The 26,025-nt window shown below is 67.3% G+C and carries 28 protein-coding genes; 12 read left to right on the top strand and 16 right to left on the bottom strand.

The genetic code is table 11. The features are described 5' to 3' along the window. Positions 1–42 precede the first annotated feature (42 nt). From DBR10_RS04515 to DBR10_RS04525, 3 genes are all read right to left on the bottom strand, one after another. On the bottom strand, positions 43–1,215 hold the full coding sequence (locus DBR10_RS04515; protein WP_108506025.1) for a phosphoserine transaminase: 1,173 nt from the start codon (positions 1,213–1,215) through the stop codon (positions 43–45). A gap of 136 nt (positions 1,216–1,351) precedes the next feature. Next, positions 1,352–1,777 (bottom strand): hypothetical protein, encoded by a 426-nt coding sequence (locus tag DBR10_RS04520; protein ID WP_108489596.1) that lies wholly within the window; start codon positions 1,775–1,777, stop codon positions 1,352–1,354. 57 nt (positions 1,778–1,834) lie between these two features. Continuing rightward, complete coding sequence (locus DBR10_RS04525; protein ID WP_108489597.1) at positions 1,835–2,179, bottom strand: hypothetical protein; 345 nt, start codon at positions 2,177–2,179, stop codon at positions 1,835–1,837. A gap of 264 nt (positions 2,180–2,443) precedes the next feature. On the opposite strand from DBR10_RS04525, the gene DBR10_RS04530 reads away from it, so the two are divergent. Both DBR10_RS04530 and DBR10_RS04535 read left to right on the top strand, forming a co-directional pair. Next, positions 2,444–4,225: an ATP-binding protein gene (locus DBR10_RS04530; RefSeq protein ID WP_233243271.1), complete on the top strand. Its 1,782-nt coding sequence runs from the start codon at positions 2,444–2,446 to the stop codon at positions 4,223–4,225. Between the two features lie 134 nt (positions 4,226–4,359). Further along, positions 4,360–4,719, top strand: coding sequence for a hypothetical protein (locus tag DBR10_RS04535; protein ID WP_108556176.1), 360 nt, complete (start codon positions 4,360–4,362; stop codon positions 4,717–4,719). A gap of 10 nt (positions 4,720–4,729) precedes the next feature. Here DBR10_RS04535 and DBR10_RS04540 read toward each other — a convergent pair whose 3' ends face one another. From DBR10_RS04540 to thiD, 3 genes are all read right to left on the bottom strand, one after another. Beyond that, positions 4,730–5,551 (bottom strand): PhzF family phenazine biosynthesis protein, encoded by an 822-nt coding sequence (locus DBR10_RS04540; RefSeq protein ID WP_108505421.1) that lies wholly within the window; start codon positions 5,549–5,551, stop codon positions 4,730–4,732. 85 nt (positions 5,552–5,636) lie between these two features. Continuing rightward, on the bottom strand, positions 5,637–6,233 hold the full coding sequence (locus DBR10_RS04545; RefSeq protein WP_108505420.1) for a nucleotidyltransferase family protein: 597 nt from the start codon (positions 6,231–6,233) through the stop codon (positions 5,637–5,639). Next, positions 6,230–7,033, bottom strand: a complete 804-nt coding sequence (thiD, locus tag DBR10_RS04550) for a bifunctional hydroxymethylpyrimidine kinase/phosphomethylpyrimidine kinase (protein ID WP_108505419.1) — start codon at positions 7,031–7,033, stop codon at positions 6,230–6,232. Before thiD ends, DBR10_RS04545 begins: the two co-directional genes overlap by 4 nt. A gap of 200 nt (positions 7,034–7,233) precedes the next feature. Between thiD and DBR10_RS04555 the strand changes: the two genes are divergently transcribed. From DBR10_RS04555 to DBR10_RS04570, 4 genes are all read left to right on the top strand, one after another. Beyond that, a complete protein-coding gene (locus DBR10_RS04555) occupies positions 7,234–8,028 on the top strand; it encodes an inositol monophosphatase family protein (protein WP_199223473.1) in 795 nt (264 codons plus the stop codon). A gap of 85 nt (positions 8,029–8,113) precedes the next feature. Beyond that, entirely contained in the window at positions 8,114–9,235 is a 1,122-nt protein-coding gene (aroC, locus tag DBR10_RS04560; protein WP_108504141.1) for a chorismate synthase, read from the top strand. Between the two features lie 162 nt (positions 9,236–9,397). Further along, a complete protein-coding gene (locus DBR10_RS04565; protein ID WP_108490408.1) occupies positions 9,398–9,901 on the top strand; it encodes a response regulator in 504 nt (167 codons plus the stop codon). A gap of 61 nt (positions 9,902–9,962) precedes the next feature. Then, entirely contained in the window at positions 9,963–10,199 is a 237-nt protein-coding gene (locus DBR10_RS04570) for a hypothetical protein (RefSeq protein ID WP_108490670.1), read from the top strand. Between the two features lie 7 nt (positions 10,200–10,206). Here the strand turns inward: DBR10_RS04570 and DBR10_RS04575 are convergent, their stop codons facing one another. Next, complete coding sequence (locus tag DBR10_RS04575) at positions 10,207–10,968, bottom strand: MOSC domain-containing protein (RefSeq protein WP_108504140.1); 762 nt, start codon at positions 10,966–10,968, stop codon at positions 10,207–10,209. 99 nt (positions 10,969–11,067) lie between these two features. Between DBR10_RS04575 and DBR10_RS04580 the strand changes: the two genes are divergently transcribed. After that, on the top strand, positions 11,068–11,586 hold the full coding sequence (locus tag DBR10_RS04580; protein WP_108504139.1) for a GNAT family N-acetyltransferase: 519 nt from the start codon (positions 11,068–11,070) through the stop codon (positions 11,584–11,586). A gap of 9 nt (positions 11,587–11,595) precedes the next feature. On the opposite strand, the gene DBR10_RS04585 is transcribed toward DBR10_RS04580, so the two are convergent. The 3 genes from DBR10_RS04585 to DBR10_RS04595 form a co-directional block, all read right to left on the bottom strand. Further along, positions 11,596–11,781, bottom strand: coding sequence for a hypothetical protein (locus DBR10_RS04585; protein WP_108504138.1), 186 nt, complete (start codon positions 11,779–11,781; stop codon positions 11,596–11,598). Further along, positions 11,778–12,236 carry a tellurite resistance TerB family protein gene (locus DBR10_RS04590; protein WP_108490013.1) on the bottom strand — a complete coding sequence of 153 codons (459 nt, stop codon included), beginning with the start codon at positions 12,234–12,236 and terminating at the stop codon, positions 11,778–11,780. The genes DBR10_RS04585 and DBR10_RS04590 overlap by 4 nt, the downstream gene beginning before the upstream one ends. 252 nt (positions 12,237–12,488) lie before the next feature. Beyond that, positions 12,489–13,385, bottom strand: coding sequence for a LysR substrate-binding domain-containing protein (locus DBR10_RS04595; protein ID WP_108504143.1), 897 nt, complete (start codon positions 13,383–13,385; stop codon positions 12,489–12,491). Positions 13,386–13,476: 91 nt separating this feature from the next. On the opposite strand from DBR10_RS04595, the gene DBR10_RS04600 reads away from it, so the two are divergent. After that, a complete protein-coding gene (locus DBR10_RS04600; RefSeq protein WP_108504137.1) occupies positions 13,477–14,493 on the top strand; it encodes a sodium-dependent bicarbonate transport family permease in 1,017 nt (338 codons plus the stop codon). An 8-nt stretch (positions 14,494–14,501) separates the two neighbouring features. Here DBR10_RS04600 and ispG read toward each other — a convergent pair whose 3' ends face one another. The 4 genes from ispG to DBR10_RS04620 form a co-directional block, all read right to left on the bottom strand. Further along, positions 14,502–15,641, bottom strand: a complete 1,140-nt coding sequence (gene ispG / locus DBR10_RS04605; RefSeq protein ID WP_108504136.1) for a flavodoxin-dependent (E)-4-hydroxy-3-methylbut-2-enyl-diphosphate synthase — start codon at positions 15,639–15,641, stop codon at positions 14,502–14,504. Positions 15,642–15,690: 49 nt separating this feature from the next. Beyond that, entirely contained in the window at positions 15,691–16,731 is a 1,041-nt protein-coding gene (locus DBR10_RS04610; protein ID WP_108556178.1) for a helix-turn-helix domain-containing protein, read from the bottom strand. A gap of 155 nt (positions 16,732–16,886) precedes the next feature. Then, positions 16,887–19,151, bottom strand: a complete 2,265-nt coding sequence (ptsP, locus tag DBR10_RS04615) for a phosphoenolpyruvate--protein phosphotransferase (protein ID WP_108504135.1) — start codon at positions 19,149–19,151, stop codon at positions 16,887–16,889. A gap of 271 nt (positions 19,152–19,422) precedes the next feature. Beyond that, positions 19,423–20,367 carry a DMT family transporter gene (locus DBR10_RS04620; RefSeq protein ID WP_108489938.1) on the bottom strand — a complete coding sequence of 315 codons (945 nt, stop codon included), beginning with the start codon at positions 20,365–20,367 and terminating at the stop codon, positions 19,423–19,425. A 512-nt stretch (positions 20,368–20,879) separates the two neighbouring features. On the opposite strand from DBR10_RS04620, the gene DBR10_RS04625 reads away from it, so the two are divergent. From DBR10_RS04625 to DBR10_RS04640, 4 genes are all read left to right on the top strand, one after another. Then, on the top strand, positions 20,880–22,133 hold the full coding sequence (locus tag DBR10_RS04625) for a SpoIIE family protein phosphatase (RefSeq protein WP_108504134.1): 1,254 nt from the start codon (positions 20,880–20,882) through the stop codon (positions 22,131–22,133). A gap of 2 nt (positions 22,134–22,135) precedes the next feature. Next, positions 22,136–22,687: a SiaB family protein kinase gene (locus tag DBR10_RS04630; RefSeq protein ID WP_108489609.1), complete on the top strand. Its 552-nt coding sequence runs from the start codon at positions 22,136–22,138 to the stop codon at positions 22,685–22,687. Positions 22,688–22,694: 7 nt separating this feature from the next. Further along, positions 22,695–23,075 carry a DUF1987 domain-containing protein gene (locus DBR10_RS04635; protein ID WP_108489610.1) on the top strand — a complete coding sequence of 127 codons (381 nt, stop codon included), beginning with the start codon at positions 22,695–22,697 and terminating at the stop codon, positions 23,073–23,075. Between the two features lie 130 nt (positions 23,076–23,205). Beyond that, the gene (locus DBR10_RS04640; protein WP_335582547.1) at positions 23,206–24,111 is read left to right on the top strand and encodes an alpha/beta hydrolase family esterase; all 906 of its coding nucleotides are present in this window, start codon (positions 23,206–23,208) and stop codon (positions 24,109–24,111) included. Positions 24,112–24,119: 8 nt separating this feature from the next. Here DBR10_RS04640 and DBR10_RS04645 read toward each other — a convergent pair whose 3' ends face one another. Beyond that, complete coding sequence (locus DBR10_RS04645) at positions 24,120–24,584, bottom strand: hypothetical protein (RefSeq protein ID WP_108504494.1); 465 nt, start codon at positions 24,582–24,584, stop codon at positions 24,120–24,122. 103 nt (positions 24,585–24,687) lie between these two features. Continuing rightward, positions 24,688–25,935 carry an aspartate kinase gene (locus tag DBR10_RS04650; RefSeq protein ID WP_108504489.1) on the bottom strand — a complete coding sequence of 416 codons (1,248 nt, stop codon included), beginning with the start codon at positions 25,933–25,935 and terminating at the stop codon, positions 24,688–24,690. Positions 25,936–26,025: the final 90 nt, after the last annotated feature.

The raw sequence follows: 26,025 nt of genomic DNA on the forward strand, positions 1-26,025 counted from the left end.
CACCCCTGCCCCTCCCCCATCAAGGGGGAGGGAAAATGCGCGTTAAGCGGCGACCAGCTCGGCCGAGACGGTAGCGAAGGCCCAGTCCAGCCAGGGGGTCAGGGCTTCGAGATCCGAGGTCTCGACCGTGGCCCCGCACCAGATACGCAGGCCGGCCGGGGCGTCGCGATAGCCGCCGATGTCGAGGGCCGCGCCCTCCTTCTCGAGCAGGCTGGCCAGCTTCTTGGCGAAGTCGGCCTGGGCGTCTTCCGGCAGGGCGGCGATCACGGGATCGACGACCTTGAGGCACACCGAGGTGTTGGAGCGGATATCCGGCGTGGCGGCCAGGAAGTCGACCCAGGGGGTCTTGGCCACCCAGTCAGCGATCACGGCCAGGTTCTGGTCGGCGCGCGACTGCATGCCTTCCAGACCGCCGATGGACGCGGCCCATTTCAGGGCGTCGAGCGCATCTTCGACACACAGCATCGACGGCGTGTTGATGGTCGCGCCCTCGAAGATATCCAGCGAAACCTTGCCGCCCTTGGTCATGCGGAACAACTTCGGCATCGGCCAGGCGGGGGTGTAGCTCTCGAGACGGGCCACGGCGCGCGGCGACAGGATCAGCACGCCGTGCGCGCCTTCGCCGCCCAGGGCCTTCTGCCAGGAGAAGGTCACGACATCCAGCTTGGTCCAGTCCAGGTCCTGGGCGAAGGCGGCGCTGGTGGCGTCGCAGATGACGATGCCTTCGCGGTCGGCGCTGATGAAGTCGGCGTTCGGGACGCGGACGCCCGAGGTGGTGCCGTTCCAGGTGAAGACCAGATCCTTGGCCGGATCGACCTTGGTGGTGTCGGGCAGCTGGCCATAGGGAGCGTCGAGCACCTCGACGTTCGGCAGCTTCAGCTGCTTGGTCACGTCGGTGACCCAGTCCTTGCCGAACGACTCGAAGGCCATCAGCTGCACGGGCTTGGCGCCCAGCATCGACCACATCGCCATTTCGACGGCACCGGTGTCCGAGCCGGCGACGATGCCGATCAGGAAGTCGGCGGGCACTTCCAGCACTTCGCGCGTCTGGTCGATGGCGGCCTTCAGGCGGCCCTTGCCCAGCTTGCTGCGGTGCGAGCGACCCAGCACCGCATTGCGGAGATTTTCGGGGGTCCAGCCGGGCCTTTTGGCGCACGGGCCGGAAGAGAACTCGGGACGAGCCGGGCGTTGCGCCGGCTTGGCGAGGGTGGTCATAGCGATGTCTCCCATCCTTACAGATGGACAGCGCCCCGTTGGGGGGGCGTGGCCCGCCGGCGAGAAACTCTGTTTCAAACCGAAAAGCAAGGACGGATTTTGTCGCGCCTGCAGGCCAACCCCGCACGCAGCGCAATTATTTTCCGGAGGCGGCCCTGTTGCGGGCCGACATTAGGGCCCCGACGAGAATGCAGGCCAGAACGCCCAGGGTGTCGATATTGTTGATCGTGGAGTACAGCCGGTCGTGCGCGCGGTCAGCGACCAGGTAATAGGCATGCAGGCTGAACTGCACCGCCTGCAGGATCATCGCCCCGCCCAGCCAGACACTGGTGTAGCGCAGGGCCAGAAACAGAAAACCCATGGCCAGCAAGGCCTCGTCGACCAGCAGCAGAAGGGGTTTCCACTCTTCACTGGCAAAACGGTGGATCGCCATGGCCACGAGCGCGGCGACCAGGACAAAGACAATCCCGAGCCGTTCGGGTCGGCCGCCCTTGATCCACGCCAGGGCGCAGATTGCGAGAACAAGACCCCAGGCCAGAATCGGGATGATCGACGAATACATGCAAAAGGCCTCTAACCGAGATTAGAGGCCTCAAGCGTTAAACTATTGCAATGATCGTCAGATCGCTTCGCGAACCGAGCGGACTTCAGCAAGACCACGGGTGGTTTCGGGCGGCTTGTCTTCAATACCGACCATCTTGGTGCGAACACCGATGCGCAGCTTCACGTCGTTAAGCTCGCCGTGCATGTCGACCATGGCCGAACGGGCTTCGCTGAGGGCGGCCAGGGCCTCGACCAGCTTGGCGCTGGCGCGGTCGCCGACCACGGCCGAAAGGCCGATATCCTTGCGGGCCTTCAGCATGTCGGCCATCAGCTCGGCCGCTTCCACCATCGCCGCGTCGATAGCGTTCTCCGTTGCGAACAATTTGGTCGCAACCCGCTGTGCTACAAAAACCTTTTCCACGCCCATCTCCACTCTGAGGAACTCGAGAAGAAGGTAAACAAAGTCTTAACGTAGTCGCAATGGTTAATGCGTCTTAGCGTTGTTTTGTCGCGCTTATGGGTTGCGTGGAAGCGAAGCGTTAGGAAGATGCTGGCACCGTGACGGCTGGTTTCCCCCGGACGGCCCATGCCTGACCCGCTCCGCAGCTCTGAAACGCCAACGCACGCACCACTCCAGGCGCGAATCGCGGGCGTTGCGCTTGTCACAACGGTCGTTGCCCTGGTCATGGCCTGCGCCTGCTTCATGCTGCAGCAATGGAGCGTGGCCAGGCAGGAGGCTCGGGCCAACAATCTGATTCTGACCCAGATGGTGGCGGCCGGCGCGGCTGCGCCCCTCTCAGCCGGCGATCTGAACGGGGTCCGCACCGCCCTAGACGCCGTCGACCAGGCCCCGCATGTCGTCGAGGCCCGTATTGTAGGACCTGACGGCCGGCTCGTGGCCCGGGTCGGCAAGACCCCTGCGGCCGACGATCCCGTCCAGTCCCTGCAGCGGCCCGTGATCCTGGACGGCAGAACCCTCGGCACCCTGGTGCTGACCGCCCATGAGCCGCGGCTGAGCCAGATCCTGGCCCGCAATCTGGCCCTGACGGGGGCCCTGTTCTTCGGGTCGGCCGGCCTGGCGATCCTGCTGGCCAATGGCCTGGCCCGGCGCATGACCCGGCCGATGCAGCGCCTGACCGAGGCCATGCAGGCCGTCGCCGCCGACGGCCGCTTCCGCCCCGTCGCCCAGACCAGTGAAGACGACGTCTTCCACAGCCTGACCGACAGCTTCAACCAGCTGGTGGTCCGGCTCGAGCACAATGACCAGGACCTGCGCGGCGCGATGGCCGAACTGGTCAAGGCCCGCGACGATGCCAATGCCGCCAATGTCCTGAAGTCCCACTTCCTGGCCAATATGAGCCACGAGATCCGCACGCCGCTGAACGGCGTCCTGGCCATGGCCGAGGTCATGGCCCTGGACGAGCTGAAGCCCGTGCAGCGCGACCGGCTGGCGGTGATCCGCGACTCGGGCGGCCTGCTTCTGGCCGTTCTGAACGACGTGCTCGACCTCTCGAAGATCGAGGCCGGACGCCTCGATCTCGCGCCCGAGGACTTTGATCTCGCCACCCTGGCCAACAGCCTGCGCGAGACCTTCATGGCCCAGGCCCGCAAGCAGGGGCTGGCCTTCGATGTCGCGGTTGCGCCGGAGGCCCAGGGCGTCTGGTGCGGCGACGTGGACCGCCTGCGCCAGATCCTCGGCAACCTGGTGTCCAACGCGCTCAAGTTCACGCCGGCCGGCGCGATCGGGGTGCGCTTTGCCTCGGCCGAGGACGGCTCGGGCCTGCGCATCGACGTGGCCGATACCGGCATCGGCATTGCCCCGGACATCCAGGCCCGCCTGTTTGACAAGTTCGTCCAGGCCGACAGTTCGACCACCCGCCGCTTCGGGGGCTCGGGTCTGGGTCTGGCGATCTGCCGCGAACTGGCGGCCATGATGGGCGGCAGCGTCTCTGTACAAAGCAGTGAGGGCCAGGGCTCGACCTTTACTGTGGTGGTGGGACTGGCCCGGGGCCAGGCGCGGGCGACCGTCGCCGAGCCGCAGACCCCGCCAAAAGCCGATGACGCGGAGCCGCGCCTGAAGGTCCTGGCCGCTGACGACAACCGCACCAACCAGCGGGTCATCGAGGCTGTCATGGCTCCGCTGGGCGCGCAGGTCGACCTCGTGGCCGATGGGGCAGCCTGCGTCGAGGCCTGGACCCACGGCACCCACGATGTGATCCTGATGGACATCCACATGCCCGTCATGGACGGGGTGGAAGCCGCCCGGGCCATTCGCGCCCTCGAACGCGCCCAGGGGCGGCGCCGGACCCCGATCATCGCCGTGACCGCCAATGCGCTCGCCCATCAGGTCGAGGGCTACCTGGCTGCGGGGATGGACGGCCATGTCGCCAAGCCCATTGAGATCACCAAGCTCTACGCCGCCATTGAGGCCGCGGTGGCCGCGGCCCGTCTCGCCGACGCGGCCTGAACCCGCCACTCGGCCCGGATCGCGAACCTGAACGCCAGACAACGAGCGGCTCAGAACCGCTTCAGGCTCGACATGTTTCCTTAGGTCCAACGTCGCTCAACAGGGCGGCGCAACGTTCATGAGGAACCGAACCGATGAAAAAGATCATCCTGTCGATCACCGCGGTCACGGCCATGGCCGCCGCCGCCCTGCCCGCCGTCGCCTCGGCCCAGTCGATCGGCCAGCGCCAGGATCGTCTGGAATGGCGGATCGAGCAGGGTCAGCGCAACGGGGCCCTGACCCGTCACGAAGCCCGTCACCTGAAGCGCGAACTGCGGGAAACCCTGCGCCTTGAGGACCACTACCGCCGCGACGGCCTCAGCCGCTGGGAACGGGCCGACCTCGACCGGCGGTTTGACCGGATCAGCGCCCAGATCCGCTACGAGCGCCACGATCGTGACCGCGACTATGGCTATGGCTACGGCCGCGACTACGACCGCCCGCATCGCTGGTAGGCCCTGAGGGTCAGGCCGGCATCAGCCGGAGCCGGGCCTCGATCACCGTTACACCGCGGCCGCGCAACAGAACGCGCGTGCCGCGGTTTTCGCAGTCCAGGTCACCGCCCCGGCCGGGATAGGCCTGGTGGAAACTCAGGGTCTGCCGCCCCAGCTTTTCAGCGTAGAGCGGCGACAGAATGCAGTGGGCCGAGCCGGTCGTCGGGTCTTCGGGAATGCCAAAACCCGGGGCAAAGAAGCGGCTGACCACGGCATAGGGCCGGTCAGGATCGGCCAGGGCGACAACCACCGTCTGGCCCGGTCCGCCGGTCGCCTCGCCGGCAATGGTTTTGAGGGCCATCAGGTCAGGGGTCAGGGCCCGGACGGCCGCCTCGCTTTCCAGCACCGCAACAAGATAGGCCCCGGCCCACATCTCGACGGGCGTCGCGCCCAGGGCCTCGGCAAGGCCCTCGGGGACGGCGGTGCGGCGTGGCGGGTCGGACGGGAAGTCCATCTCGAGGCGCTCGCCGTCGCGGCGCACGGTCAGGTCGCCCGACAGGGTCTCGAAGGTCAGCAGCGGGGCATCGATGCCCAGTTCCTCGAACAGGGCGTGGGCCGCCGCCAGGGTCGCATGGCCGCACAACGGAGCCTCGAGGGTGGGCGTGAACCAGCGCAGGCCGAAGCGGGCCGGATCGGCCGTCTTGAGCAGGAAGGCCGTTTCGGCCTGGTTGTTCTCGGCCGCCAGGGCCTGCATCCACGCGTCTGAAGGCCACTGGTCGAACGGCTCGACCACGCAGGCGGGATTGCCCCGGAACGGGCCGGCGGCGAAGGCGTCGATCGTCCACTGGCGCATGGCGCAGGCTCCTCAGGCGGATGACGCCTGACGAGATAGAGCCGGTTGATCCATGGATCAAAACTTACATTGTCACAGTGATAATCTAGGCCCCGGCCTCGCCCTCCACCGTGATCTCCGGCCAGCGGGCCTTGGCCGAGGCCGTGGTGCGCGCCCAGCCACCCGCGCCCTTCAGCCGAAGGGGATTGGGCCGCAGGTGCATGGCGAAAAGATCCTCCAGCCCGAACGGCGCAAAGACGCTGAGGCTGTCGTCAGCCTCCATCCGCACACCGACGCAGAAGGCCGTGGCCACAAAGCGCTTCAGGGCCGCCGCGCTGGTTTCCAGCGGCGGATAGGGCTCATCGGCCCCGAACTTCTGCTCGAACCACAGATGCACCCGGGCCTGGTTGCGGACCTCGACCAGGTCGCACAACGGCGGCGCGAAGGCGGCCGCCACGCGCTGGATCACCACATCCTCGGCCTCATAGGAGGTGTCGGAATCGTCGTGATAGGCGAGGTCATAGTCCTTGATGCCGTAGTCGGGCGCGCGACCGGTCAGATGGTTCCAGACCGGTTGATAGACCGCGCCGGAAAACACCATGGCATCGGGCAAGGCGAGATCCCGGGCGACCCGCAGCACATGCATCGTGGTCGGGACGCCGTGGACGATCTCGATCAGACGGGTTTCGAGTGAGCTCGTCATTTCCGCAGCGTCCAGCCGTGATCCAGCGGCCCATGCCCCGCCCCGAAGCCCGGAGCCCGCAGCATGGCCTCATGCACATAGTTCCAGGCGCGGGCGACGGCCTGCTCCAGCGGCAGGCCCTGGGCGAGGCCGGCGGCGCAGGCGCTGGCCAGGGTGCAGCCGGTGCCGTGGGTGTGGCGGGTATCGATCCGCTCACCCTCAAAGCTGGTTTCGCCGGACGGGGTCATCAGCACATCGACCATCCGGTCGCCTTCAATATGGCCGCCCTTCATCAGCACGGCCCGCGCGCCCATGGCCAGCAGGGCCTCGCCGGCCCGGCGCAGATCATCGGTGGTCTCAACAGTCAGGCCGGTCAGGGCGGCGGCCTCGGGGGCGTTCGGGGTGAGAAGCGCCGCGCGCGGGATCATCAAGCTTTTGACCGCCCCGATGGCCGCCTCGGCCAGCAGGCTGGTGCCGCCCTTGGCGACCATCACCGGATCGATCACGGCCGGAACGCCCGCCGCATGATCGAGCGCCGCCGCCACGGTCTCGACCACGGCCACATCACCCAGCATCCCGGTCTTGATGGCATCGGCACCGATGTCATCCAGCACCGCCCGGGCCTGGGCGGCGATGATCTCCAGTGGGATCGGATGCACGCCGGTGACGCCCAGCGTGTTCTGCACGGTCACCGCCGTGATCGCCGTGGCCGCATAGCCGCCGAGCGCGGTGATGGTCTTGATGTCGGCCTGGATGCCTGCGCCGCCGCCGGAATCCGATCCGGCGATGACGAGGACGCGGCCCTGAAAGGCTTGGGTCATGGCAAGGGTCTTAAGGGGGAATCGGTCGCCACGGGAGGCCCCGCGCACCCAACCTTGCTTTCCGCAGGCCGCGCGACTAATTTCCGCGCCCAATTCCCCGATCTTTCTTACCGCCGTACGCACTTCCCCCGCCGTCGCCCCCTTCCTCCCCCGGAAAGGCCAGCGCCGCTGCGCAGGGGGACCTATGAGGATAATCCGCCTTGGCCACCCCTTCTGCTCTTCTCAATGTGATGATCGACGCTGCCCGCAAGGCGGCCCGGGGCCTGGCCCGCGATTTCGGCGAAGTCACCGAGCTGCAGGTGTCCAAGAAGGGCGCGGCCGATTTCGTCAGCAACGCCGACCTCAAGGCCGAGCAGACCCTGTTCGAGATTCTCGAAAAGGCCCGTCCCGGCTACGGCTTCCTCGGTGAGGAACGCGGCATGATCGAGGGCACCGACAAGACCCACACCTGGATCGTCGACCCGCTGGACGGCACCACCAACTTCCTGCACGCCATCCCGCACTTTGCGGTCAATATCGCCCTGCAGCGCGAGGGCGAAGTGGTCGCGGCCGTGACCTACAACCCCATCACACACGACCTGTTCTGGGCCGAAAAGGGCAAGGGTGCCTTCCTCGGGGCCGAGAAGCGCCTGCGCGTCGCGGCCCGCCGCCATCTGGACGAGTCGGTCCTGGCCACCGGCGTGCCGTTCCTGGGCAAGCCCGGCCACGCCCAGTTCCTGAAGGAACTGCACCAGGTGAGCCAGAAGGTCGCCGGCGTGCGCCGCTTCGGCTCGGCCGCCCTCGACCTGGCCTGGGTCGCCGCCGGGCGTTTCGACGCCTACTGGGAACGCAACCTCAACAGCTGGGACGTCGCGGCCGGCGTCCTGATCGTCACCGAGGCCGGTGGCAAGGTCACCACGATCGAGGAAGACGGCGACCCGACCCAGGGCGCATCGATCCTGGCCGCCAACCAGGAACTGCACCCGCAGATCCTGGAGCGCCTGCGGGCGGCCTAAGGCCCCGTCGCCGGTTCGTCCTTCCTGTGAGGGCGCGCTCCGCTGGGGCGGCGCGTCCTGCCCGCCTTTCGAGTGAAGCGCCGTCATGTCGCACAACACCTTCGGTCACCTGTTCCGTGTCACCACCTGGGGCGAAAGCCACGGGCCGGCCCTGGGTTGCGTGGTTGACGGCTGCCCTCCGGGCATCGCCCTGACGGCCGAGATGATCCAGGCCTTCCTCGACAAGCGCCGGCCGGGCCAGGGCAAGTTCGTTACCCAGCGTCAGGAGCCGGACGCGGTGCGGATCCTGTCGGGCGTTTTCGAGGACGCCCGCAGCGACGGCCAGCGCACCACCGGCACGCCGATCAGCCTGATGATCGAGAACACCGACCAGCGCTCCAAGGACTATGGCGAGATCGCCCAGGCCTTCCGGCCCGGCCATGCCGACTATCCCTATTTCGCCAAGTACGGCGTGCGCGACTATCGCGGCGGCGGGCGCAGCTCGGCCCGCGAGACCGCCGCGCGGGTCGCCGCCGGTGCCATTGCACGGCTGGTCATCCCCGGCGTCACGGTCCGTGCGGCCCTGGTGCAGATCGGTCCGCATGCCATCGACCGGGCCAACTGGGACTGGGACCAGTGCGGCCAGAACCCCTACTGGTCGCCGGATGCCGCAATCATCCCGGTCTGGGAAGAGCATCTGGAAAAGATCCGCAAGGCCGGCTCCTCGACCGGCGCCATTGTCGAGGTGGAAGCCACCGGCGTGCCCGCCGGCTGGGGCGCGCCGCTCTATGGCAAGCTGGACGCCGAGCTCGCCGCCGCCCTGATGTCGATCAACGCCGCCAAGGGCGTCGAGATCGGCGAAGGCTTTGCCAGCGCCGCCCTGACTGGCGAGGACAATGCCGACCAGATGCGGATGGGCAATGACGGACCGGTCTTCCTGAGCAATCACGCCGGCGGCGTGCTCGGGGGGCTGTCCACCGGCCAGCCGGTTGTGGCCCGCGTCGCGTTCAAGCCGACCTCGTCGATCCTGATCCCGCGCGAGACGGTCAATGAGGCCGGCGAAGAGGTCGAGCTGCGCACCAAGGGCCGTCATGACCCCTGTGTCGGCATTCGCGGCGTGCCGGTGGTCGAGGCCATGACCGCCTGCGTGCTGGCCGACGCCTTCCTGCGCCACCGGGCCCAGACGGGCGGTGGGGCCCATGTCCCCGGGCGCTCCGACCAGGGCTGAACCGCTGCAGGCCAAGGGGGGCCGCAGCCTGCCAGTCGTCTGACAGAGCCCCCGGATCGTCGCGTTGACCCGTGGTGTCATACGACTGTACAATTACGGACTGCCTCCGGATCCGGGCCGATCATGGGGCAGCGCACTGATTGAACAAAAACAAGAGACCGCGTGCGCTTCGACCTCCTCAACATCCTGCTCGTCGACGACAATCAGCACATGCGCATGCTGCTGACCGAGATGCTGCGCGCCATTGGCGTGCGCAACATCCACGAAGCGGTGAATGGCGAAGTGGCGCTGCAGATGCTGCGGCAGGTCCCGATCGATATCGTCATTTCCGACCTCAAGATGGGCACCCTGGGCGGGATCGACTTCGTCAACCTGCTGCGCCGCTCGTCCAGCAGCCCCAATCCGTTCGTGCCGGTGCTGATGGTGACGGGCCACTCGACCATCAAGCGGGTGCAGGCGGCCCGCGATGCCGGGGTCAACGAGTTCCTGACCAAACCGGTCACCGGCCGCAGCCTGGTGCACCGCCTGACCCTGCTGATCGAGGAACCGCGCCAGTTCATCCGCACAGCCGGCTATTTCGGTCCCGACCGTCGGCGCCGAACCGTCGCCAACTATAACGGCCCCTGGCGGCGGCGCGATGACGCGCTGGACATCGACTTCGCCTGAACACGGCCTCTTAACGCCTGTTAGCCATCATGCCGCCCTGCCCGTCCGACAGGAGTGTGCCATGTCTCGCAGGATCACCGTTATTGCCGTCGCCCTCGCCGCCCTAGCCCTGCAGGGCTGCGCCGTGGCCATCGGCACGGTGGCCGGCACCGCCATAGGCGTCACCGGCATGGCCGTCGGCGGCGCGGCCAAGGTCGGCGGCAAGGTGGTGGTCGCCACCGGCAAGGCCATCATCCCCGGCGAAAGCAAGAAAGACCGCGAGCGCCGCGAGTATGACGAATGGAAGCGGTCGCGGTAGGGCGGCCCTAAACCAACCCCACCGCCGCGCCCTCACTCACCCGACCGTCCTCAGTGACGTTCACATAGATCCCGCAGAACATGTGGCCGTAGTGCTCGAACAGGGCCTTGACCACGTCGATGTCGCGCTCGGCGGTCACCGGGTCGACATGGGTAGCCGCGCAGCGAACGATGGGCTTGAGGACCTCGGCCTGCGCCTCGCCCAGGGCCATCGACCGCCCGGTCCAGTCGTTCTCGATCCAGGCCGGCCAGCCCTCGACATAAAGGTTGGCGCGAAAGCGTAGCGGATCGACGGGGCGGCCCAGCCGGGCCTCCAGGTCGCGCACGCTGGCCAGGTTGACGATCGAGACATAGCCCGACCTGCTGTCCATGAAGCGATGCCCGCCGGGGCCTTCGAGGACACGCAGCTCGCCCCGCGCCTCTTCGCCCAGAAAGGCCGCCAGCCAGGCCTCGAGCCCGGCCCGACCCTCTGCGGATCGCAGGTCACCGGCAAAGGGCTCAAAGCCGTCCGCCGTCGCGGTCAGGACGCCGCTGGTCTCGTCATAGGCCGTGCGGATCGCCGCCACCCGGGCCAGCCGGGCCAGGACCGTAAAACGCATCTTCGAAATGTGGACCGGGGCATCAGGGTCGAAACCGCTGGGGCCGTCCTCCACCGCATACAGCCGGTCGCAGGGGAAACAGGCCCCGGCCACGAGCTCGGCATGGGCGAGCCGCTCGGGCGTGAAACCCTTGACGGGGTGGCGATACAGGGCGGTGATCCGGGCTTGCATGCCTTCAGGGTCAGGCAGGAACGGCACGGATGCAAGGGCACGGTTGCAGGACGGCACGCGCCGTGGCTAGGTCCGGCTCCCGATGTTCCGGAGCTTCCCATGCTGCTCGTTGTCGCCAAGGACAAGGACCTTCCCGCCGTCGCCGACCTGGTGAACCTGGCCTATCGCGGTGACGAGGCGGCCAAGGGCTGGACCACCGAGGCGGCCTTCATGGGTGGCAAGCGGACAGACCCTGACCAGCTGCGCGCCGACCTGGCCGACAAGCCCGGCTCGGTCATCCTGACCTTGCGCGACAATGAATATGACCGGCCGTTCGCCTGCGTCTGGCTGGAGCCCCAGGCCGACGACGTCTGGATGCTGGGCATGCTGGCCGTCGATCCGAACCGCCAGGACGGCGGCGTCGGCCGGGCCCTGATCGAGACCTCCGAGGCCTATGTCCGGGCCCGCAGCGGCCGGACCCTGAAGCTGACCGTCATCGATATCCGTGAAACCCTGATCGCCTGGTACGAGCGCCGGGGCTACCGGAGGGCCGGGCTCGAGCCCTTCCCCTACAATGACCGGCGCATCGGCGACACGAGCGGCGAGTTGCAGTTCGTGGTGATGACCAAGGCCCTCTAGGGCCAGGCCTCAGACCCGGACATCCAGAACGCCGCGCAGCAGCGGACGCGGGGCGGGCCGCTGTTCAATACGGTCCGGCGCGGTCACCCGCTGGGCCGTCGGCAGGCTGGCGTGGGCCGCCGTCTGAACCAGGGTCTGCTGGGCCAGCCGCAGGGGGACCCAGGCGGTGGCCGGACTCTGCCCCCCGATCCTCATCGTCGGCTGCCGGCAGCGATGAGGTCAAACTGGATCGGGCTGAGGGCCAGCAGGCTGCAAATCCGCAGCAGCACATCGCGCTCCTCGGCATCCAGACCACCGTCCGCGACGGCCACGGCGCAGGCCGAATTGACCACGAGCCGACCGGCCGCCTCGCGACCGCGCAGTCGCCGGATCGCCGACTCCGCCTCAAACCGGCCGCTGTCAGGGTCCTGCTCGAACCGCCGGTCGAGGGCCTCAAAGGCCTCCAGCGCGTCATCGATCCCGAAAACAGCCAGGACCGGCAGGCCGCGCATGCGCTCCAGCATCCGGCCACGCTCCTCGACCGTCACCCAGCCGTCGGCATGGGAGACCAGAACGCAGGCAGCCACCAGGGCGTCCAGCTGGTCCAGCTGGGCCGGGGTCCAGACGTCGGTAATGCGCGCACGCTGGGCGTGGATGGGGCTCAAAGACATCAGTTTGCTCTCCTCTGTTGGGAGGGCGCACCCGATGCCGGGCTTGACGGGTTCTGAGGGGGGAACGACCCACTGGACCCGACATCGAGCGCACCCGATGCGGTCCGACATCACGATCGAGCTGTTCAGCGTCGATTTTCGTCAGAGGGGCCCGGCCCGCTCGATACAGATCGGGCAGAAGCCCCAAAGATGCAAGGCCCAGGGAGATTAATCTTGCGCATGACCAAGATGATTTTTTGCAATGACGAGGGTTCAGGCCTGACCTGTGCCCCTTGGCAGGGGCTCGAGACGCTGGCGGTCCAGGGCCGAGAGGATGTAGTCGGCCAGCCGTTCGGCGGCGGGCGGAGCCGCGCCCCGGGCTTTGATCAGCGCGATCTCTGCATCCTCCAGCCGCGGCAGGCCCTCGGTCAGGATGGTCAGGTCATCCGGAGCCATCTCGCGCGGCAGGACACTCAGGCCGAGGCCACCGCGCAGGGCGGCCAGCTGTCCGGCCAGGGACGGGCTGGTATAGGTCGCGCGCCAGGACCGGCCGTCCCCCTCCAGGGCGGCGATGGCCCGCCTGCGATAGACGCAGGGTGAAGGGGCGGCGATCAGGGGCACAGGCCCCTCGCGCTGCGGCAGGTCGCGGTCCAGCCCGACCCAGACCAGCGGTTCGCGCCAGACCCGGACGCCCAGATCGGGACCGAGCGGCTCGCGCTTGACCAGGGCCATGTCGAGAGCGCCCTCGCGCAGGCGATCCAGCAGATTGAGGGTCAGGTCGCAGGTGACAGTGAGCGCCACCTTGGGATGGCTGCGGGCAAACGCCCCGAGCACGGTCGGCAGGTGCAGGGTGGCAAAGTCTTCCGGTGCGCCGAGCCGCACCTCGCCCTCGACGTCATCAGCCGCGAGGCCGGCGAGAATCTCGTCATTAAGGCGCAGGAGACGGCGGGCCTGGGGCAGAAAAGCCTCGCCCTGCTCGGTCAGGACGACATGACGTGGGTCCCGCGACAGCAGCGACTGGCCCAGTTGCTCCTCCAGGCGGCGGACCTGCAGGCTGATGGCCGACTGCGAACGGCCGAGCCGCCCACCGGCCCGAGTGAAGCTGCGTTGTTCGCTTACCACCAGAAAGGTGCGAACCAGATCGAGGTCCAGATTGGTCAGGCGCGGCATCGGCGGCTCCATGATGATGATTTCCGATTACAGAGATAATCAAAATCAACAATGGAAATCGGGCGACATCCCCTAGATCGACCGCGCGCCTTTGGGGCGCACGAGGGGGACGACGTTTTTGGACATCATCAGTCAGACTCTTGCCGCAGCGTGCGGCAATCTCCTGCAGCCGGCGGTGCTGTTCTTTGCCCTGGGCCTTATCGCGGCGATGGCCCGATCGGATCTGGCCCTGCCCCGCGACATTGCCAAGACCCTGTCGCTGATCCTGATGCTCTGCATCGGCTTCAAGGGTGGGGTCGAAGCCCGGGCCCATGGCCTGGATACGACCTTCCTGACCGCGGCGGGGCTGGGCCTGGCCCTCAGCGCCCTGATGCCCCTGCCCGCCTATCTGCTGCTGCGCCGCGCCGGGCTGCCGGCTCTGACCGCTGCCGCCACGGCCGCACACTATGGCTCGGTTTCCGTCGTGACCTTCGCAGCCGCACAGAGCTATCTGGCCTCGGTCGGACAGGCCCCCGGCGGCTATATGTCGGCCGTGCTTGCGCTGATGGAAACGCCCGCCCTGCTGACGGCTATCGCCATTGCCGCCTTCGCCGACCGGGGATCCAGTGACCGTGCCCCCGCCGGCAAGCTGGCCCACGAGGTTCTGCTCAATGCCGCCAGCGTCATCCTGATCGGCAGCTTCCTGATCGGCCTTGCCACCGGACCGTCGGGCGGTGCGAAACTGGCGACCTTCACCGGCCCGGTGTTCCAGGGCCTGCTCTGCCTGTTCCTGCTGGACCTGGGCGTCAAGGCCGGACGCCAGTTGATCGAGGCCCGCGGTGTGACCCTGCCGGTCGTTGCCATGGGCTTCATCCTGCCGCTGCTGGGTGCCGCGACGGCTTTGGGCCTTGGACACCTTGCAGGCCTTGCCGGTGGCGATCTGGCGGCCCTGGCGGTTCTCGCAGGGTCAGCCTCGTACATCGCCGCGCCGGCCGCCATGAGCCTGGCGCTGCCCCGCGCCGACGCCGGGGTCTATCTGACCCTGTCGCTGGGAGTGACCTTCCCGTTCAACCTGTGCCTCGGCATTCCGCTCTATGCCCTGGCCGCCACCTGGCTGAGCGGGCTCTAGGCGCGAGGCTATTCCGCCGCCAGGGTCTCGGCGTCCTTGGCGGCCTTCAGCTCTTCGGCCCGCTTTTCGACCAACGAAACGATGTGGTCGATCATGCCCTCGTTGGACTGCTTGTGGTCGGGCTTGCCGGCCATATAGACCATGCCCGAGCCGGCCCCGCCACCGGTGAAGCCGATATCGGTCATCAGGGCTTCGCCGGGGCCATTGACCACGCAGCCGATGATCGAGAGCGACATGGGTTGCGAGATGTGCGCCAGCCGCTCCTCCAGAGCCTCGACTGTCTTGATGACGTTGAAGCCCTGCCGCGCGCAGGACGGGCAGGCGATGATGTTGACGCCGCGATGGCGCAGGCCCAGCGACTTGAGGATGTCGAAGCCGACCTTGACCTCTTCGACCGGATCGGCGGCGAGGCTGACCCGGATGGTGTCGCCGATGCCGGCCCACAGCATCGCGCCCAGGCCGATCGACGACTTCACCGTGCCGGTGCGCAGGGCCCCTGCCTCGGTGACGCCCAGGTGCAGCGGGCAGTCGATGCGCTCGGCCAGCTGGTAATAGGCTGCCACCGTCATGAACGGGTCAGAGGCCTTCACGCTGATCTTGAACTCGTGGAAATCGTGGTCCTGCAGGATGCGGGCGTGGTTCAGCGCGCTCTCGACCATGGCGTCGGGGCACGGCTCGCCATATTTCTCCAGCAGTTCGCGCTCCAGCGAGCCGGCATTGACGCCGATACGGATCGAGCAGCCATGGTCCCGGGCGGCGTTGATCACGTCGCGGACCCGGTCGGCGCTGCCGATATTGCCCGGATTGATCCGCAGGCAGGCGGCCCCGGCCTGGGCGGCCTCGATGCCGCGCTTGTAGTGGAAATGGATGTCGGCCACGAGCGGCACCCGCGACTCGCGAACGATGGTCTTGAAGGCCGCCGTGCTTTCAACGTCCGGACAGGAGACGCGGACGATGTCGGCCCCGGCCTCTTCCAGCTGGCGGATCTGCTCCAGCGTCGCGGCGGCGTCGCTGGTCAGGGTGTTGGTCATCGACTGGACGGTGATGGGCGCATCGCCCCCGACCTCGACGGAACCGACACGGATCTTGCGCGACTTGCGACGCTCGATCGCGCGCCAGGGACGGACGTGGGTATGATCTGCGGCCATGGCGTCAATCTAGTGCCTTTACGGGCGGAACCCAAGGCCGGGATTGCGTCTAGACAGCCGGCTTGACCAACTTGGCCAGGGCGGTCTGGGTCGCCGTCAGCCGACCGGTCAGTACGCCGCCGGTATAGACGTCGAACAGGGCCGGATCGGAGACATCCGCCACCAGACCCGCTGTACGAGGTGCACGGAACGACTCCCCGGCCGCCATCCAGCGGCTGAAATAGATCGATCCGTCAGCCCCGCGCACGGTCAGGGAGGCCGGTTTGCGGGCCAGCAGGACGACGCCGGAACTGTCGGTGGCCGCTGCGCCGTGGATCACGCCCTTGGCCTTGAACGGGCTGCCGAGAGCGGCGATGTGGGCGACATCGACAAAGCCGCCGGCCTCGGCCAGAGCGACGGCGCGCGCCTTCGAGGCGGCTGAAGCCGCGTCAGCTGAGCCACCGTTGGCTGCAGCATCGTCAAGGCCTGGTGTCTTGTAGGGCTCGGGAGTCGTGCTCTCGACCGGAGCCGGCAGGGGGGCACCCAGCGGCACCGAGCCGTCACCGGCCGAACCGCTGACTGACGTTATCGGAGCCGGTACCGCCGCTGCGGTGGCCTGGGCGACCTGGGCCCGGGGCTCGTCCTTGGCCATCGCCCGCTGGGCGACGTTCCAGAGACCGATGGCCCCGACCACCAGAAGGCCGCAGATCAGGATCAGGCCGAAGCGCGGATCCGCCTCGCGTCGCACGCCGACGGGTGCGCGAAGCGGCTCGCTCTCGTCCGGCACATCGGCCTTGAAACGGGAGACGGCGGCATCGCCGTCCAGCCCCAGAAGATTGGCATAGGCCCGGACATAACCGATGATGAACGGCCGCGAGGGCAGGTCGTCGAGGCGGAGGTCCTCGATCCCTTCGATACAGGCCAGTCGGATACGCGTGGCGTCCGCCACGTCCTGGGGGGTCAACCCCCTGAACAGGCGGGCGGCGCGGAGCGCCGCACCGATGTCGGAGCCCTCGTCGACCGAGGGTTGCCCCACCGCAACGAACCCGTCGTCGCGATCGGCCTCGGAGACCAGATGCAGATGCCTCACACTGCCAGTATCAAGCGGCATGGCGGCCAATCACCCCAAAACAGGAACAGGACAAAAGTCCCGCGCCTTCCCCCACTTCGTCTTGCACGAACGTGTTAACAATTACGTTCGAAATACCAGACTAAGTTACGGTATTCAATGCATTTTACAGGCGCACATGGTTAACGGCACCAGAATTAGACGGCCACATACAGCTTTCGCGCCAGGGTTTCGATCTCCCCACGGACCGATCCGCCGGACCCCTTGAGCAGGGCTTCGACATTGCGTCGGGCCGCCTCGCGGTCGCAGGACAGGACCATCTGCTTGACCGGACCGATCCCGGCCGGGGGCATGGACAGCCGGTCAAAGCCCAGAGCGATCAGGGCGAAGGCTTCCAGCGGGCGGCCGGCCATCTCGCCGCAGACCGAAACCGGCGTGCCGGTATCGGCGCAGCCCTGCTGGATGGTCTTCAGGGCCCGCAGGGCAGCCGGCGACAGCGGGTCATAGCGGTCGGCCATGCGCGGATTGCCCCGGTCGGCCGCGAACAGATACTGCATCAGGTCGTTGGTACCGACCGAGACGAAATCGGTCATCGGCAGCAGCGCATCCAGGTGCCACAGCAACGACGGGGCCTCGATCATGGCCCCGACATCGAGGCGGGCCGGCGCGGGTCGGCCCCGCTTCAGGGCCCAGGCCACTTCCTGGTCGACAAAGGCCCGGGCGGCCCGGAACTCGTCGACGCTGGCGACCAGCGGGAACATGATCCGCAGGGACCGCCCCTGCGCAGCCTTGATCAGGGCCCGGATCTGCATGCGCAGCAGGGCAGGCCGGTCCAGACCCATACGGATGGCGCGCCAGCCCAGGGCCGGATTGTCCTCGCGCTCCATCTCCATGTACGGGAGTAACTTGTCGCCGCCGAGATCGAGGGTGCGGAAGGTCACCGGCATGCCGTTGGCCGCGTCCAGCACCTTGGCGTAGAGCGCCGTCTGGGCTTCCAGCCGGGGCATTTCCTCGGCGACCATGAACTGGAACTCGGTGCGGAACAGGCCGATACCTTCGGCCCCCGTCTCGCCCAGGATGTCGAGATCAACCGCCAGGCCGGCGTTCATCAACAGGGTGATCTTGTCGCCGTCCTTGGTGAAGGCCGGCGTATCGCGCAGACGGGCGAACTCGGCCTTGCGCTGGGCGCGAACCTCCATCCGGGCCTTCAGGGCCGTGACCACGTCCGGACGGGGCCGCAGCCAGGCTTCGGCGGTCTCGGCATCGACGACCACCGGATCGCCTTCGCTGACCCGATCGCGCAGGCCGGCCAGGCGGCCGACACAGGGGATGTCGAGGGCCCGGGCCACGATGCCGGCATGGCTCGCAGCCGAGCCCTCTTCCAGCAGGATGCCCTTCAGCTTGGTGCGATCATATTCCAGCAAGTCGGCCGGGCCGAGATTGCGGGCGATCAGGATGGCGTTGTCGGGCAGCTTGCGGACCGCGTGGACGTCACCGGACAGGTGGCGCAGCAGGCGGTCGTTGAGATCTTCCAGATCGTGCAGGCGCTCGCGCAGATAGGGATCGCGAGCCTGACCCAGGCGGGCGCGGTGCTCGGATCGCACCCGCTCCACTGCCGCCTCTGCCGTCAGGCCCGAGCGCACGGCCTCTTCCAGCCCCCGGTTCCAGCCCCGGTCATGCGCAAACAGGCGGTAGGTGTCGAGCACCTCGTAGCTGGCCCCGACCAGCCCGCCCTGCCCTTCGAGCATCTCGTCGATCTGGGTCTGCAGGGCCGCGACGGCGACCTTCAGCCGGACCTCTTCGGCCGCCGAGTCTTCGGACAGCAGTTGCTCGGGAGCCACGGGCTGCTCATGCAGCACCGCCACGCCATAGGCGAGACCCTCGGCAAAGCGCGCGCCCTTCAGCCGCTCGGGCTTGTGCGGCGCCAGTTCGACGTCCTTGAGTTCGTCCGCGCCCAGAAGTTCGCTGGAACTGACCATCTCGGCCAGGACCATGGCGATGATCTGGAGGTCCTCGACCTCCTCCTCGCCATAGATCCGCTCGGTCCGGTTCTGGACGACCAGCACGCCGATGGAGCGCCCGCCGCGCAGCAGCGGCACGGCCATGAAGGCATGGTAGGGATCTTCGCCGGTTTCCGGACGATAGGCGAAAGCCGGATGATTGGGCGCGTCTGACAGGTTCAGCGGCCGGCCGAGCCGCATGGTCTCGCCGACCAGACCCTCACCGGGCTTCAGACGGGTGACGTGAACGGCTTCGGGGGCCAGACCTTCGGTCGCGAACAGTTCCAGATCACCGGAAGCGCGGCGCAGATAGATCGAGCAGACCTCGGCCACCATCGAAATGGCGATGGTCCGCACGACCATGTCGAGCTTGCCCTGGGCGGGGCCGGCTCCGGCCATGGCCTCGCGGATCTGCCGAAGCAGACTGCGGGGTCCTCGAACGGCGATGCCGGATGCCGCCATGACGTCCTTGCGCTCTCACTATGGATCGAAGCGGATCAACATCGACTCAAACCCGTCCGGGTTAAGAAGCCGCTTCGCCCCTCAAGGGCGCTATAGCAGATTTCGCGCGACGCACAGCGTCCGGTGCCGCCGGAAGCAAAGATTGTCTCGCCTGAGACACGAAGAACGACACCGCTTCAATAAGGTGAGCGGTACCGGTCTGCACCGGGATGACCCGGGATCAGAATCTAACGGCGGTTGAAGCGGCCATGTCGCGGCTGGGGCTGCGGAATCAGCCCTCCACAGCCACCGCCTTCGGCCGGTGCAGCGAGACCGACCACAGAACCCCCGCCAGCATCAGGGCGATGGCCAAACCCTCCAGCGGCCGTGGCCAGCGGGCCTCGTGGAGGAAGCCGTAGAGCAGGGCAAACAGGGTCTCGAACACGATCAGCTGGCCCGAAAGACTGAGCGGCAGCAACCGGCTGGCGGCGTTCCACAGGCCGTTGCCGATCACCGAAGCCCCAAGGGCCACCGCCAGGCTGACGCCCCAGAACAGCCCCCAGGCCGAAAGGGCGTGGGCGACGCCGGGCAGCAGAAAGGCCGGGATCACCAGCACCAGCGACAGGGCCCCGGTGACCACCCCGGTTAGCAGCGACCATTCGTGGCTGTTGAAAGTCGTGGTCACCGCCAGTCGCCGGGCGTTCCAGACGGCGTAGAGCGTCCACACCGCCAGGGCCAGCACGGCGCCCAGCACACCCAGCACCAGACGCGGAACCGGCACGCCGTGGCCGCTGCCGAAGACATCGAGATTGATGCAGACGACGCCGGTCGCCAGCAGGGCCAAAGGGGCCGCCAGCCGGCGTAGCGGTACGCCCTGCCCGGACTTTGAACCCACCAGGGTGACCGTGACCGGCAGCAGGCCGATGATCAGGGACGCCGCCGCCACGCCGGCATTCTGCACCGCCACCGCCAGGCCGACATAGTAGATCAGATTGCCCAGCAGGCTCAGCAAGGCGAGGTCGCGCCAGTCCCGGCCCGTCATCCGCCCGAACACCGCCCGCGCCGTCGGGGCCAGCAGGACCAATGAAGCAACGCCATAAGCGATGTAGCGCCCGGCCGTCATCTGCAGCGGCGTGAAGGCCTTGAGCAGCAGCGGGGCCAGAAACACCCCGCCCCAGAACGCCCCGGCGATCAGGCCACACAGCAGGCCAAGGGTGAGGTTACGGGGGCTGGTCATTGTCCTTCCAGGGCGTGGCGGCCAGGTGGAAACGGGGCCAATCGCCCCTTACAATCTTTCCGTGGCCTGAGCTCCCCAAAATGAGCATGTTTCAGGCCGGAGCCAAAGGCTGTCTGAACTGCGTCCGCCGGCGGCAAACCACGCCGCAAATCGGGTCAGCGCCTCGCCTGGGTCGGACGCCAAACCCCCAGCCCAGCAACCGCCGCGCCGGCGCTGCCGCGCGAAAAACGTGCTCCACTTTCAGTATTTTGAACACAGAATGCACAGAAACGGCGCGCTCGGCCGGAAAACCGTTCGTTTTGAAGAATTAATTCAGATTAAGCGTGACAAATTGTCGCACACCGGACTCGAATAACAATAGATCAGATCACTGATGAGCATTAAGAAGCAGGTTACCAAGTAACCAGAAGCCATGACTGAATCAAGACATACTCGATAACTACATTTTCACCGAAAACGGGCCCAACTCCTAGCAACTGATCGCGATCCAGCGGTCGTGATGGAGCCCAACCATGAACACCGCTCTCGCCGCCACGCTCGAGCAGGCGCGCTTTACCGCCATGCTGGCTGGCGACCTTCGCCTGGGCGGCGCCGTCCTGCCGCCGACCGCGTCGAACGCCGATGTCATGAGTGTTTTCGAAGCCGACCAGGAGGTCCTCGGCGCGGTGATCGTCGACGGCGACCGGCCGATCGGCCTGATCAACCGCAACACCTTCTACAGCCAGTTCGCCCGCCCGTTTCATCGTGAACTCTTCCTGCGCCGCAGCTGCCAGGTGTTCATGGACGGCTCGCCGATCATCGTCAGCGCCGACACCACCATTCCGGACGTCGGGGCCATCGTTGCCGAGATCGGCCCCAAGGGCCTGACCGACGGTGTCATCGTCACCCGCAACGGGGCCTTTGACGGGCTCTGCGACGGCCTGACCCTGCTGCGGGCCCTGTCGGACCTGCAGGGTGAACAGCACCGCCAGCTGCTCAGCAGCATCGACTATGCCAGCACCATCCAGAACGCCCTGCTCGCCGACAGCCGCGCCGCCCTGCAGAAGGCCTTCGGGGCCAAGCACACGGTGATCTGGGAGCCCCGCGACACTGTCGGCGGCGACTGCTTCTTCGCCGTGCACGATGACGCGGGCGTCCTGATGGGCCTGATCGACTGCACCGGCCACGGCGTGCCCGGCGCCCTGCTGACCTCGATCGCCATCTCGGAAGCCAACCGCCTGGCCGCTGATGCCGACCTGCGCCGCAACCCGGCCCAGCTGCTGACACGCCTGAACCAGCGTGTGAAGATCGCCCTGCAGCAGACCAGCGAGGACGGTGACAGCACCGCCGACGACGGCATGGACGCGGTCTTCATGTGGGTTGACCACAACCGCGACACCGCCCGCGCCGCCAGCGCCCGCCTGCCGATCTTCATCGCCGGGGCCGACGGCACGATCGAGACCCTGAAGGGCTGCCGCAAGGGCCTGGGCTATCGGGAAACCCCGCTCGACTACGAATGGGCCGAGCACGTCGTCGACCTGAAGCCCGGCATGCGGGTGTTCATGGCCACCGACGGGGTCGGCGATCAACTGGGTGAGCAGACCCCGATCGCCTTCGGCTGGAACCGCTTCCGCGAGGCCGTCAGCAGCGCGGCCCAGGGCGGTGTGCTGGGCCAGACCCATGCCGGGTGGCAGGCTTTTAACACCTGGCAGGGGCGTCAGGCACGCCGCGACGACATCACCATCCTGGGCGCCGAAATCGGCGTGCCCCTCACGGTCGGAGGTTGATCATGACCCAGAAGGACTTCGCCGAACTCGCCGCCGAGCACGATGTCTTCTTCTATTACTGCGGCTATTTCAGCCAGCCGATCATCGAAGCGTCGGCCGATGCGATCCGCCTGCGCCTGGAGTGCGAGAACCTCGCCTACAAGATCCAGCGCCGCGTGCTGGGGGCCTTCATCGAAATGGCCCAGAACATCGTGCACTATTCGGCCGAAAGCCTGACCGACCCCAATGCCAAGACCGATGAAGTCCGGTTCGGGACCCTGGCCATCGCCCAGACCGACCTCGGCATCCGCCTGACCTGTTCCAACCCGGTCGACACCGGCACGGCCCAGCGCCTCGACAGCAAGCTGGCCGTCCTGTCGCAAATGTCGCTGGAAGAGATCCGCCAGGCCTACCGCACCGCCCTGCGCGCTGAAGAGGGCGAGGCCGGCAGCAAGGGCGGCGGCATCGGCTTGCTGACCATCGCCCGCGAGTCGAGCGCTCCGATCGAATACCAGATCATGGACGCGCCAAACTCGCCCGACCTAAAGATCTTCCAACTCTCCGTCACCGTGTGAGCGCCCCATGTCCGACATTCACATTCCTGGTACCCGACAAACGCCGACGGTCGATTTCCGGTTTTCGGAAAACCTCCTCAAGCTGAGCGGCGAAGCCTATCCCGAAAATGCCGTCACCTTCTTTGAACCCCTGAACGCCGCAGTCGAGGCATATCTCGCGGCGAGCTCTGAACCGGTCAACGTCGAGTTCGACCTGCGCTATCTCAACAGCGCCGCGACCAAGATGATCTTCAAGCTGGGCGGCATCCTCAACAAGGCCGCCGAGCATCGCTTGGTCTCGCTGCGCTTTGTGGTCGTCGAGGATGACGAAATGGTCCAGGACCTAGGGGCCGACTTCCAGACGGACTACAGCTGGATCAACTTCCAGTTCGTCGAAGTCGCTCTCTGATCCAACCGCCCCCGCACGCGTCCCGGTCGCAACGGCCGGGACGCGTGCGGTGTTTGGAGGTTTACGCGCTCCGTCCACGCACTAGACTCGTTTCGTCGAGGTGGCGGAGCGGATCATGTCTGGATTGTCCATGAACCGGTGGGCGCGAGCCCTTTGTGTGATCCCTGCCCTGCTGGGCTGGAGTGCTGTCGCCCAGGCGGCCTGCCCGGTCGGCACGCCGGGCCTGACCGCGCGGGTCGAGATCGGCCAGACGGGGCGTAGCCTCGAGCTGCACCGTCCTGCCGGAGCAGATCCGGCCGCGCCTGCGCCGCTGCTGATCCTGCTGCACGGCAGTGGCGGCACCGGGGCCAGGATGCTGGCAGCCTCGAAGCTGGAGGCCACGGCTGACCGCGCGGGCTTCATCCTGGTCGCCCCGGATGCCGGGATCCCGGTGGGTTCAGGCTTTGTCTGGAACATTCCCGGCGTGCCGACCGTCACCGGCAAGATCCCCGATGCTTCGGACCCCGACGACGTGGCCTATCTGGCCAGGGTGGTCGACAGCCTGGTGGCCGACGGCTGCGTCGAGCGGGCGCGGGTCTATGTCACCGGCCTGTCGGGCGGCGGGCGTATGGCCTCGTGGCTGGGATGCGTGGAGTCGCACCGCTATGCCGCCATCGCCCCGGTGGTCGGCCTGAGAGCCGGCAATCCGAAGACGGACAATCCGCAGGAGCCCGATGCGGCCACCTGTCAGCCGGCCCTGCCCGTGCCGGTGATCGCCTTCGCCGGCGACAACGACGCGACCAACCCCACCCAGGGCGGCGGCGCGGGCTACTGGCAGTATACGATGCACGCCGCCGAACAGCGCTGGGCCGCCCTGAACGGCTGCCAGACCGCCCCGACCACCGCCTGGGTCACGCCCGGCGTCTATGAGGAGCGCTATGCCGGCTGCCGGGGCGAGGCCGAGGTCGTGGGCCGGATGACGGTCGGCGGCACCCACACCTGGCTGGCCGACAACGACGCCCTCTGGGCCTTCGTGTCGCGGTACCGGCGGGAGTAGGCTTGAGCCTACCCGTGCCCCGGCATCGCCAGGGGCTCGTCAGCGTCCTGCACCAGGCGACGGGCCTGTTCGAGGGCGGCGTCGATGTCGGCCTCGATGAACTCGACCTCAAGGTCGGTCAGCGGGTGCGGCGCGGCGATGGTTTCGCGCAGATAGGCCCGCTTTTCCAGCTCGGTCATGGTCCACCAGCCGACCGTGTGACCTTCCTCGATCACCGCATCGCCCATGGCCAGCAGGTCATCGGTGTCGAAGATCGGCTGGCCGGGCTTTTCCGGGAACCACTGGCCGTCGTCGGGCAGGGCCTGGTCGAGCCGCTTCAGCAGGGCCGCCAGCCACGGGCTGACCAGCAGGGGCTTTTCGTAGCCGTCACCGAACTTGGCGCGCAGCAGCAGGTCGTAGAGCAGCTCCAGACCCTCGTCGCCCTCGAAGGTGACGGTCTTGGCGGCGGGGTCGAACTTGAAGACATCAGGCATGGGAATCTCGCTGGCTGCCGCCTTCATAACGTCCGAACGCGACGTTTTCTTGCAAGAGGTCGACGCCCCCTCCACCCGCCTCGCAGCGAAGGAGACGTCGGCCCTAAAGCTGGTCCAGCCCGTACACCGCATGCAGGGCGCGGACGGCCAGTTCAGTATAGGCCGCGTCGATCAGGACGCTGATCTTGATCTCCGAGGTCGAGATGACCTGGATGTTGATGTTCTTCTCGGCCAGGGCCTGGAACATCGACTGGGCGACGCCGGCGTGGCTGCGCATGCCGACCCCGATCACCGAAACCTTGGAGACGTCCTCGTCGACGGCCACGGCCTCGAAGCCGATCTCGGACTGGGCGGCCTGGACGATCTCGACGGCGCGCTGGGCGTCGCGCTTGCCGACCGTGAACTCCATGTTGGCGGTGTCGGCGCTGCGGGCGCGCGACTGCACGATCATGTCGACGTTCACATTGGCGTCGGCCAGCCGGCCGAAGATCTGCGAGGACACGCCCGGATGGTCGGGCAGGCCCAGCAGGGTGATCTTGGCTTCGTCGCGGCTATAGGCGACGCCCGAGACGATGCGCTTTTCCATGATTTCTTCCTCGTCGCAGACGATCGTACCTTGGCCCGGAGCTTCCCCCGGTTCGACGAAACTCGACAGCACCCGCACCGGGACGCGATGGGCCATGGCCATCTCGACCGAACGGGTCTGCAGAACCTTGGCCCCCAGCGAGGCCATTTCCAGCATCTCTTCATAAGAGATCCTGGCCAGCCGGCGGGCCTTCTTTTCGATGCGCGGGTCGGTCGTATAGACGCCGTCCACGTCGGTATAGATGTCGCAGGCCCCCTTGACGGCGGCGGCGATGGCCACGGCGCTGGTGTCGGAGCCGCCGCGGCCCAGGGTGGTGATGCGGCCACCGGCCGTTACGCCCTGGAAGCCGGCGATCACGGCGATCTGGCCGGCCTCGAAACAGGCCTCCAGATTGGCCGGGGGGATGTCTTCAATGCGGGCGCGACCGTGGGCATCGTCAGTCAGGATCGGCACCTGCCAACCCAGGAACGAGCGGGCATTGAGGCCCATATTGCGCAGGGTCATGGCCAGCAGGCCGGCCGTCACCTGCTCGCCCGAGGCCACGACGGCATCATATTCGTCGTCCGACTCCGGCAGGCCCGCCGCAGCGCGGCCCGCACCGTCGGTCCAGGCGACCAGTTCATTGGTCTTGCCCGACATGGCCGAGACGACCACCGCCACAGACTTGCCGGTCGCGACCTCGGCGGCGACCAGACGGCCCACCCGCCGGATGCGCTCCAGGTCGGCCACGGAGGTGCCGCCGAACTTCATCACCAGACGAGACACGTCTTCAAACCCTCAAGCGATAGCGGTTTTTTCTTGCGCCCACCCGACCGGATCACTCCCCGCCGCGCAAGCCCCGGCCTTCTAGCGGCG

Origin of the sequence: Caulobacter sp. HMWF025 (genome assembly GCF_003060965.1) — a bacterium.
Classification (GTDB): domain Bacteria; phylum Pseudomonadota; class Alphaproteobacteria; order Caulobacterales; family Caulobacteraceae; genus Caulobacter.

Coding starts and splice junctions, on each gene's coding strand:
- DBR10_RS04515 (WP_108506025.1), bottom strand. CDS start 1,215: ATGACCACCCTCGCCAAGCCGGCGCAACGCCCGGCTCGTCCCGAGTTC.
- DBR10_RS04520 (WP_108489596.1), bottom strand. CDS start 1,777: ATGTATTCGTCGATCATCCCGATTCTGGCCTGGGGTCTTGTTCTCGCA.
- DBR10_RS04530 (WP_233243271.1), top strand. CDS start 2,444: ATGGCCTGCGCCTGCTTCATGCTGCAGCAATGGAGCGTGGCCAGGCAG.
- DBR10_RS04535 (WP_108556176.1), top strand. CDS start 4,360: ATGAAAAAGATCATCCTGTCGATCACCGCGGTCACGGCCATGGCCGCC.
- DBR10_RS04540 (WP_108505421.1), bottom strand. CDS start 5,551: ATGCGCCAGTGGACGATCGACGCCTTCGCCGCCGGCCCGTTCCGGGGC.
- DBR10_RS04545 (WP_108505420.1), bottom strand. CDS start 6,233: ATGACGAGCTCACTCGAAACCCGTCTGATCGAGATCGTCCACGGCGTC.
- thiD (WP_108505419.1), bottom strand. CDS start 7,033: ATGACCCAAGCCTTTCAGGGCCGCGTCCTCGTCATCGCCGGATCGGAT.
- aroC (WP_108504141.1), top strand. CDS start 8,114: ATGTCGCACAACACCTTCGGTCACCTGTTCCGTGTCACCACCTGGGGC.
- DBR10_RS04570 (WP_108490670.1), top strand. CDS start 9,963: ATGTCTCGCAGGATCACCGTTATTGCCGTCGCCCTCGCCGCCCTAGCC.
- DBR10_RS04575 (WP_108504140.1), bottom strand. CDS start 10,968: ATGCAAGCCCGGATCACCGCCCTGTATCGCCACCCCGTCAAGGGTTTC.
- DBR10_RS04580 (WP_108504139.1), top strand. CDS start 11,068: ATGCTGCTCGTTGTCGCCAAGGACAAGGACCTTCCCGCCGTCGCCGAC.
- DBR10_RS04585 (WP_108504138.1), bottom strand. CDS start 11,781: ATGAGGATCGGGGGGCAGAGTCCGGCCACCGCCTGGGTCCCCCTGCGG.
- DBR10_RS04590 (WP_108490013.1), bottom strand. CDS start 12,236: ATGTCTTTGAGCCCCATCCACGCCCAGCGTGCGCGCATTACCGACGTC.
- DBR10_RS04595 (WP_108504143.1), bottom strand. CDS start 13,385: ATGCCGCGCCTGACCAATCTGGACCTCGATCTGGTTCGCACCTTTCTG.
- ispG (WP_108504136.1), bottom strand. CDS start 15,641: ATGGCCGCAGATCATACCCACGTCCGTCCCTGGCGCGCGATCGAGCGT.
- DBR10_RS04610 (WP_108556178.1), bottom strand. CDS start 16,731: ATGCCGCTTGATACTGGCAGTGTGAGGCATCTGCATCTGGTCTCCGAG.
- ptsP (WP_108504135.1), bottom strand. CDS start 19,151: ATGGCGGCATCCGGCATCGCCGTTCGAGGACCCCGCAGTCTGCTTCGG.
- DBR10_RS04620 (WP_108489938.1), bottom strand. CDS start 20,367: ATGACCAGCCCCCGTAACCTCACCCTTGGCCTGCTGTGTGGCCTGATC.
- DBR10_RS04625 (WP_108504134.1), top strand. CDS start 20,880: ATGAACACCGCTCTCGCCGCCACGCTCGAGCAGGCGCGCTTTACCGCC.
- DBR10_RS04630 (WP_108489609.1), top strand. CDS start 22,136: ATGACCCAGAAGGACTTCGCCGAACTCGCCGCCGAGCACGATGTCTTC.
- DBR10_RS04635 (WP_108489610.1), top strand. CDS start 22,695: ATGTCCGACATTCACATTCCTGGTACCCGACAAACGCCGACGGTCGAT.
- DBR10_RS04640 (WP_335582547.1), top strand. CDS start 23,206: ATGAACCGGTGGGCGCGAGCCCTTTGTGTGATCCCTGCCCTGCTGGGC.
- DBR10_RS04645 (WP_108504494.1), bottom strand. CDS start 24,584: ATGCCTGATGTCTTCAAGTTCGACCCCGCCGCCAAGACCGTCACCTTC.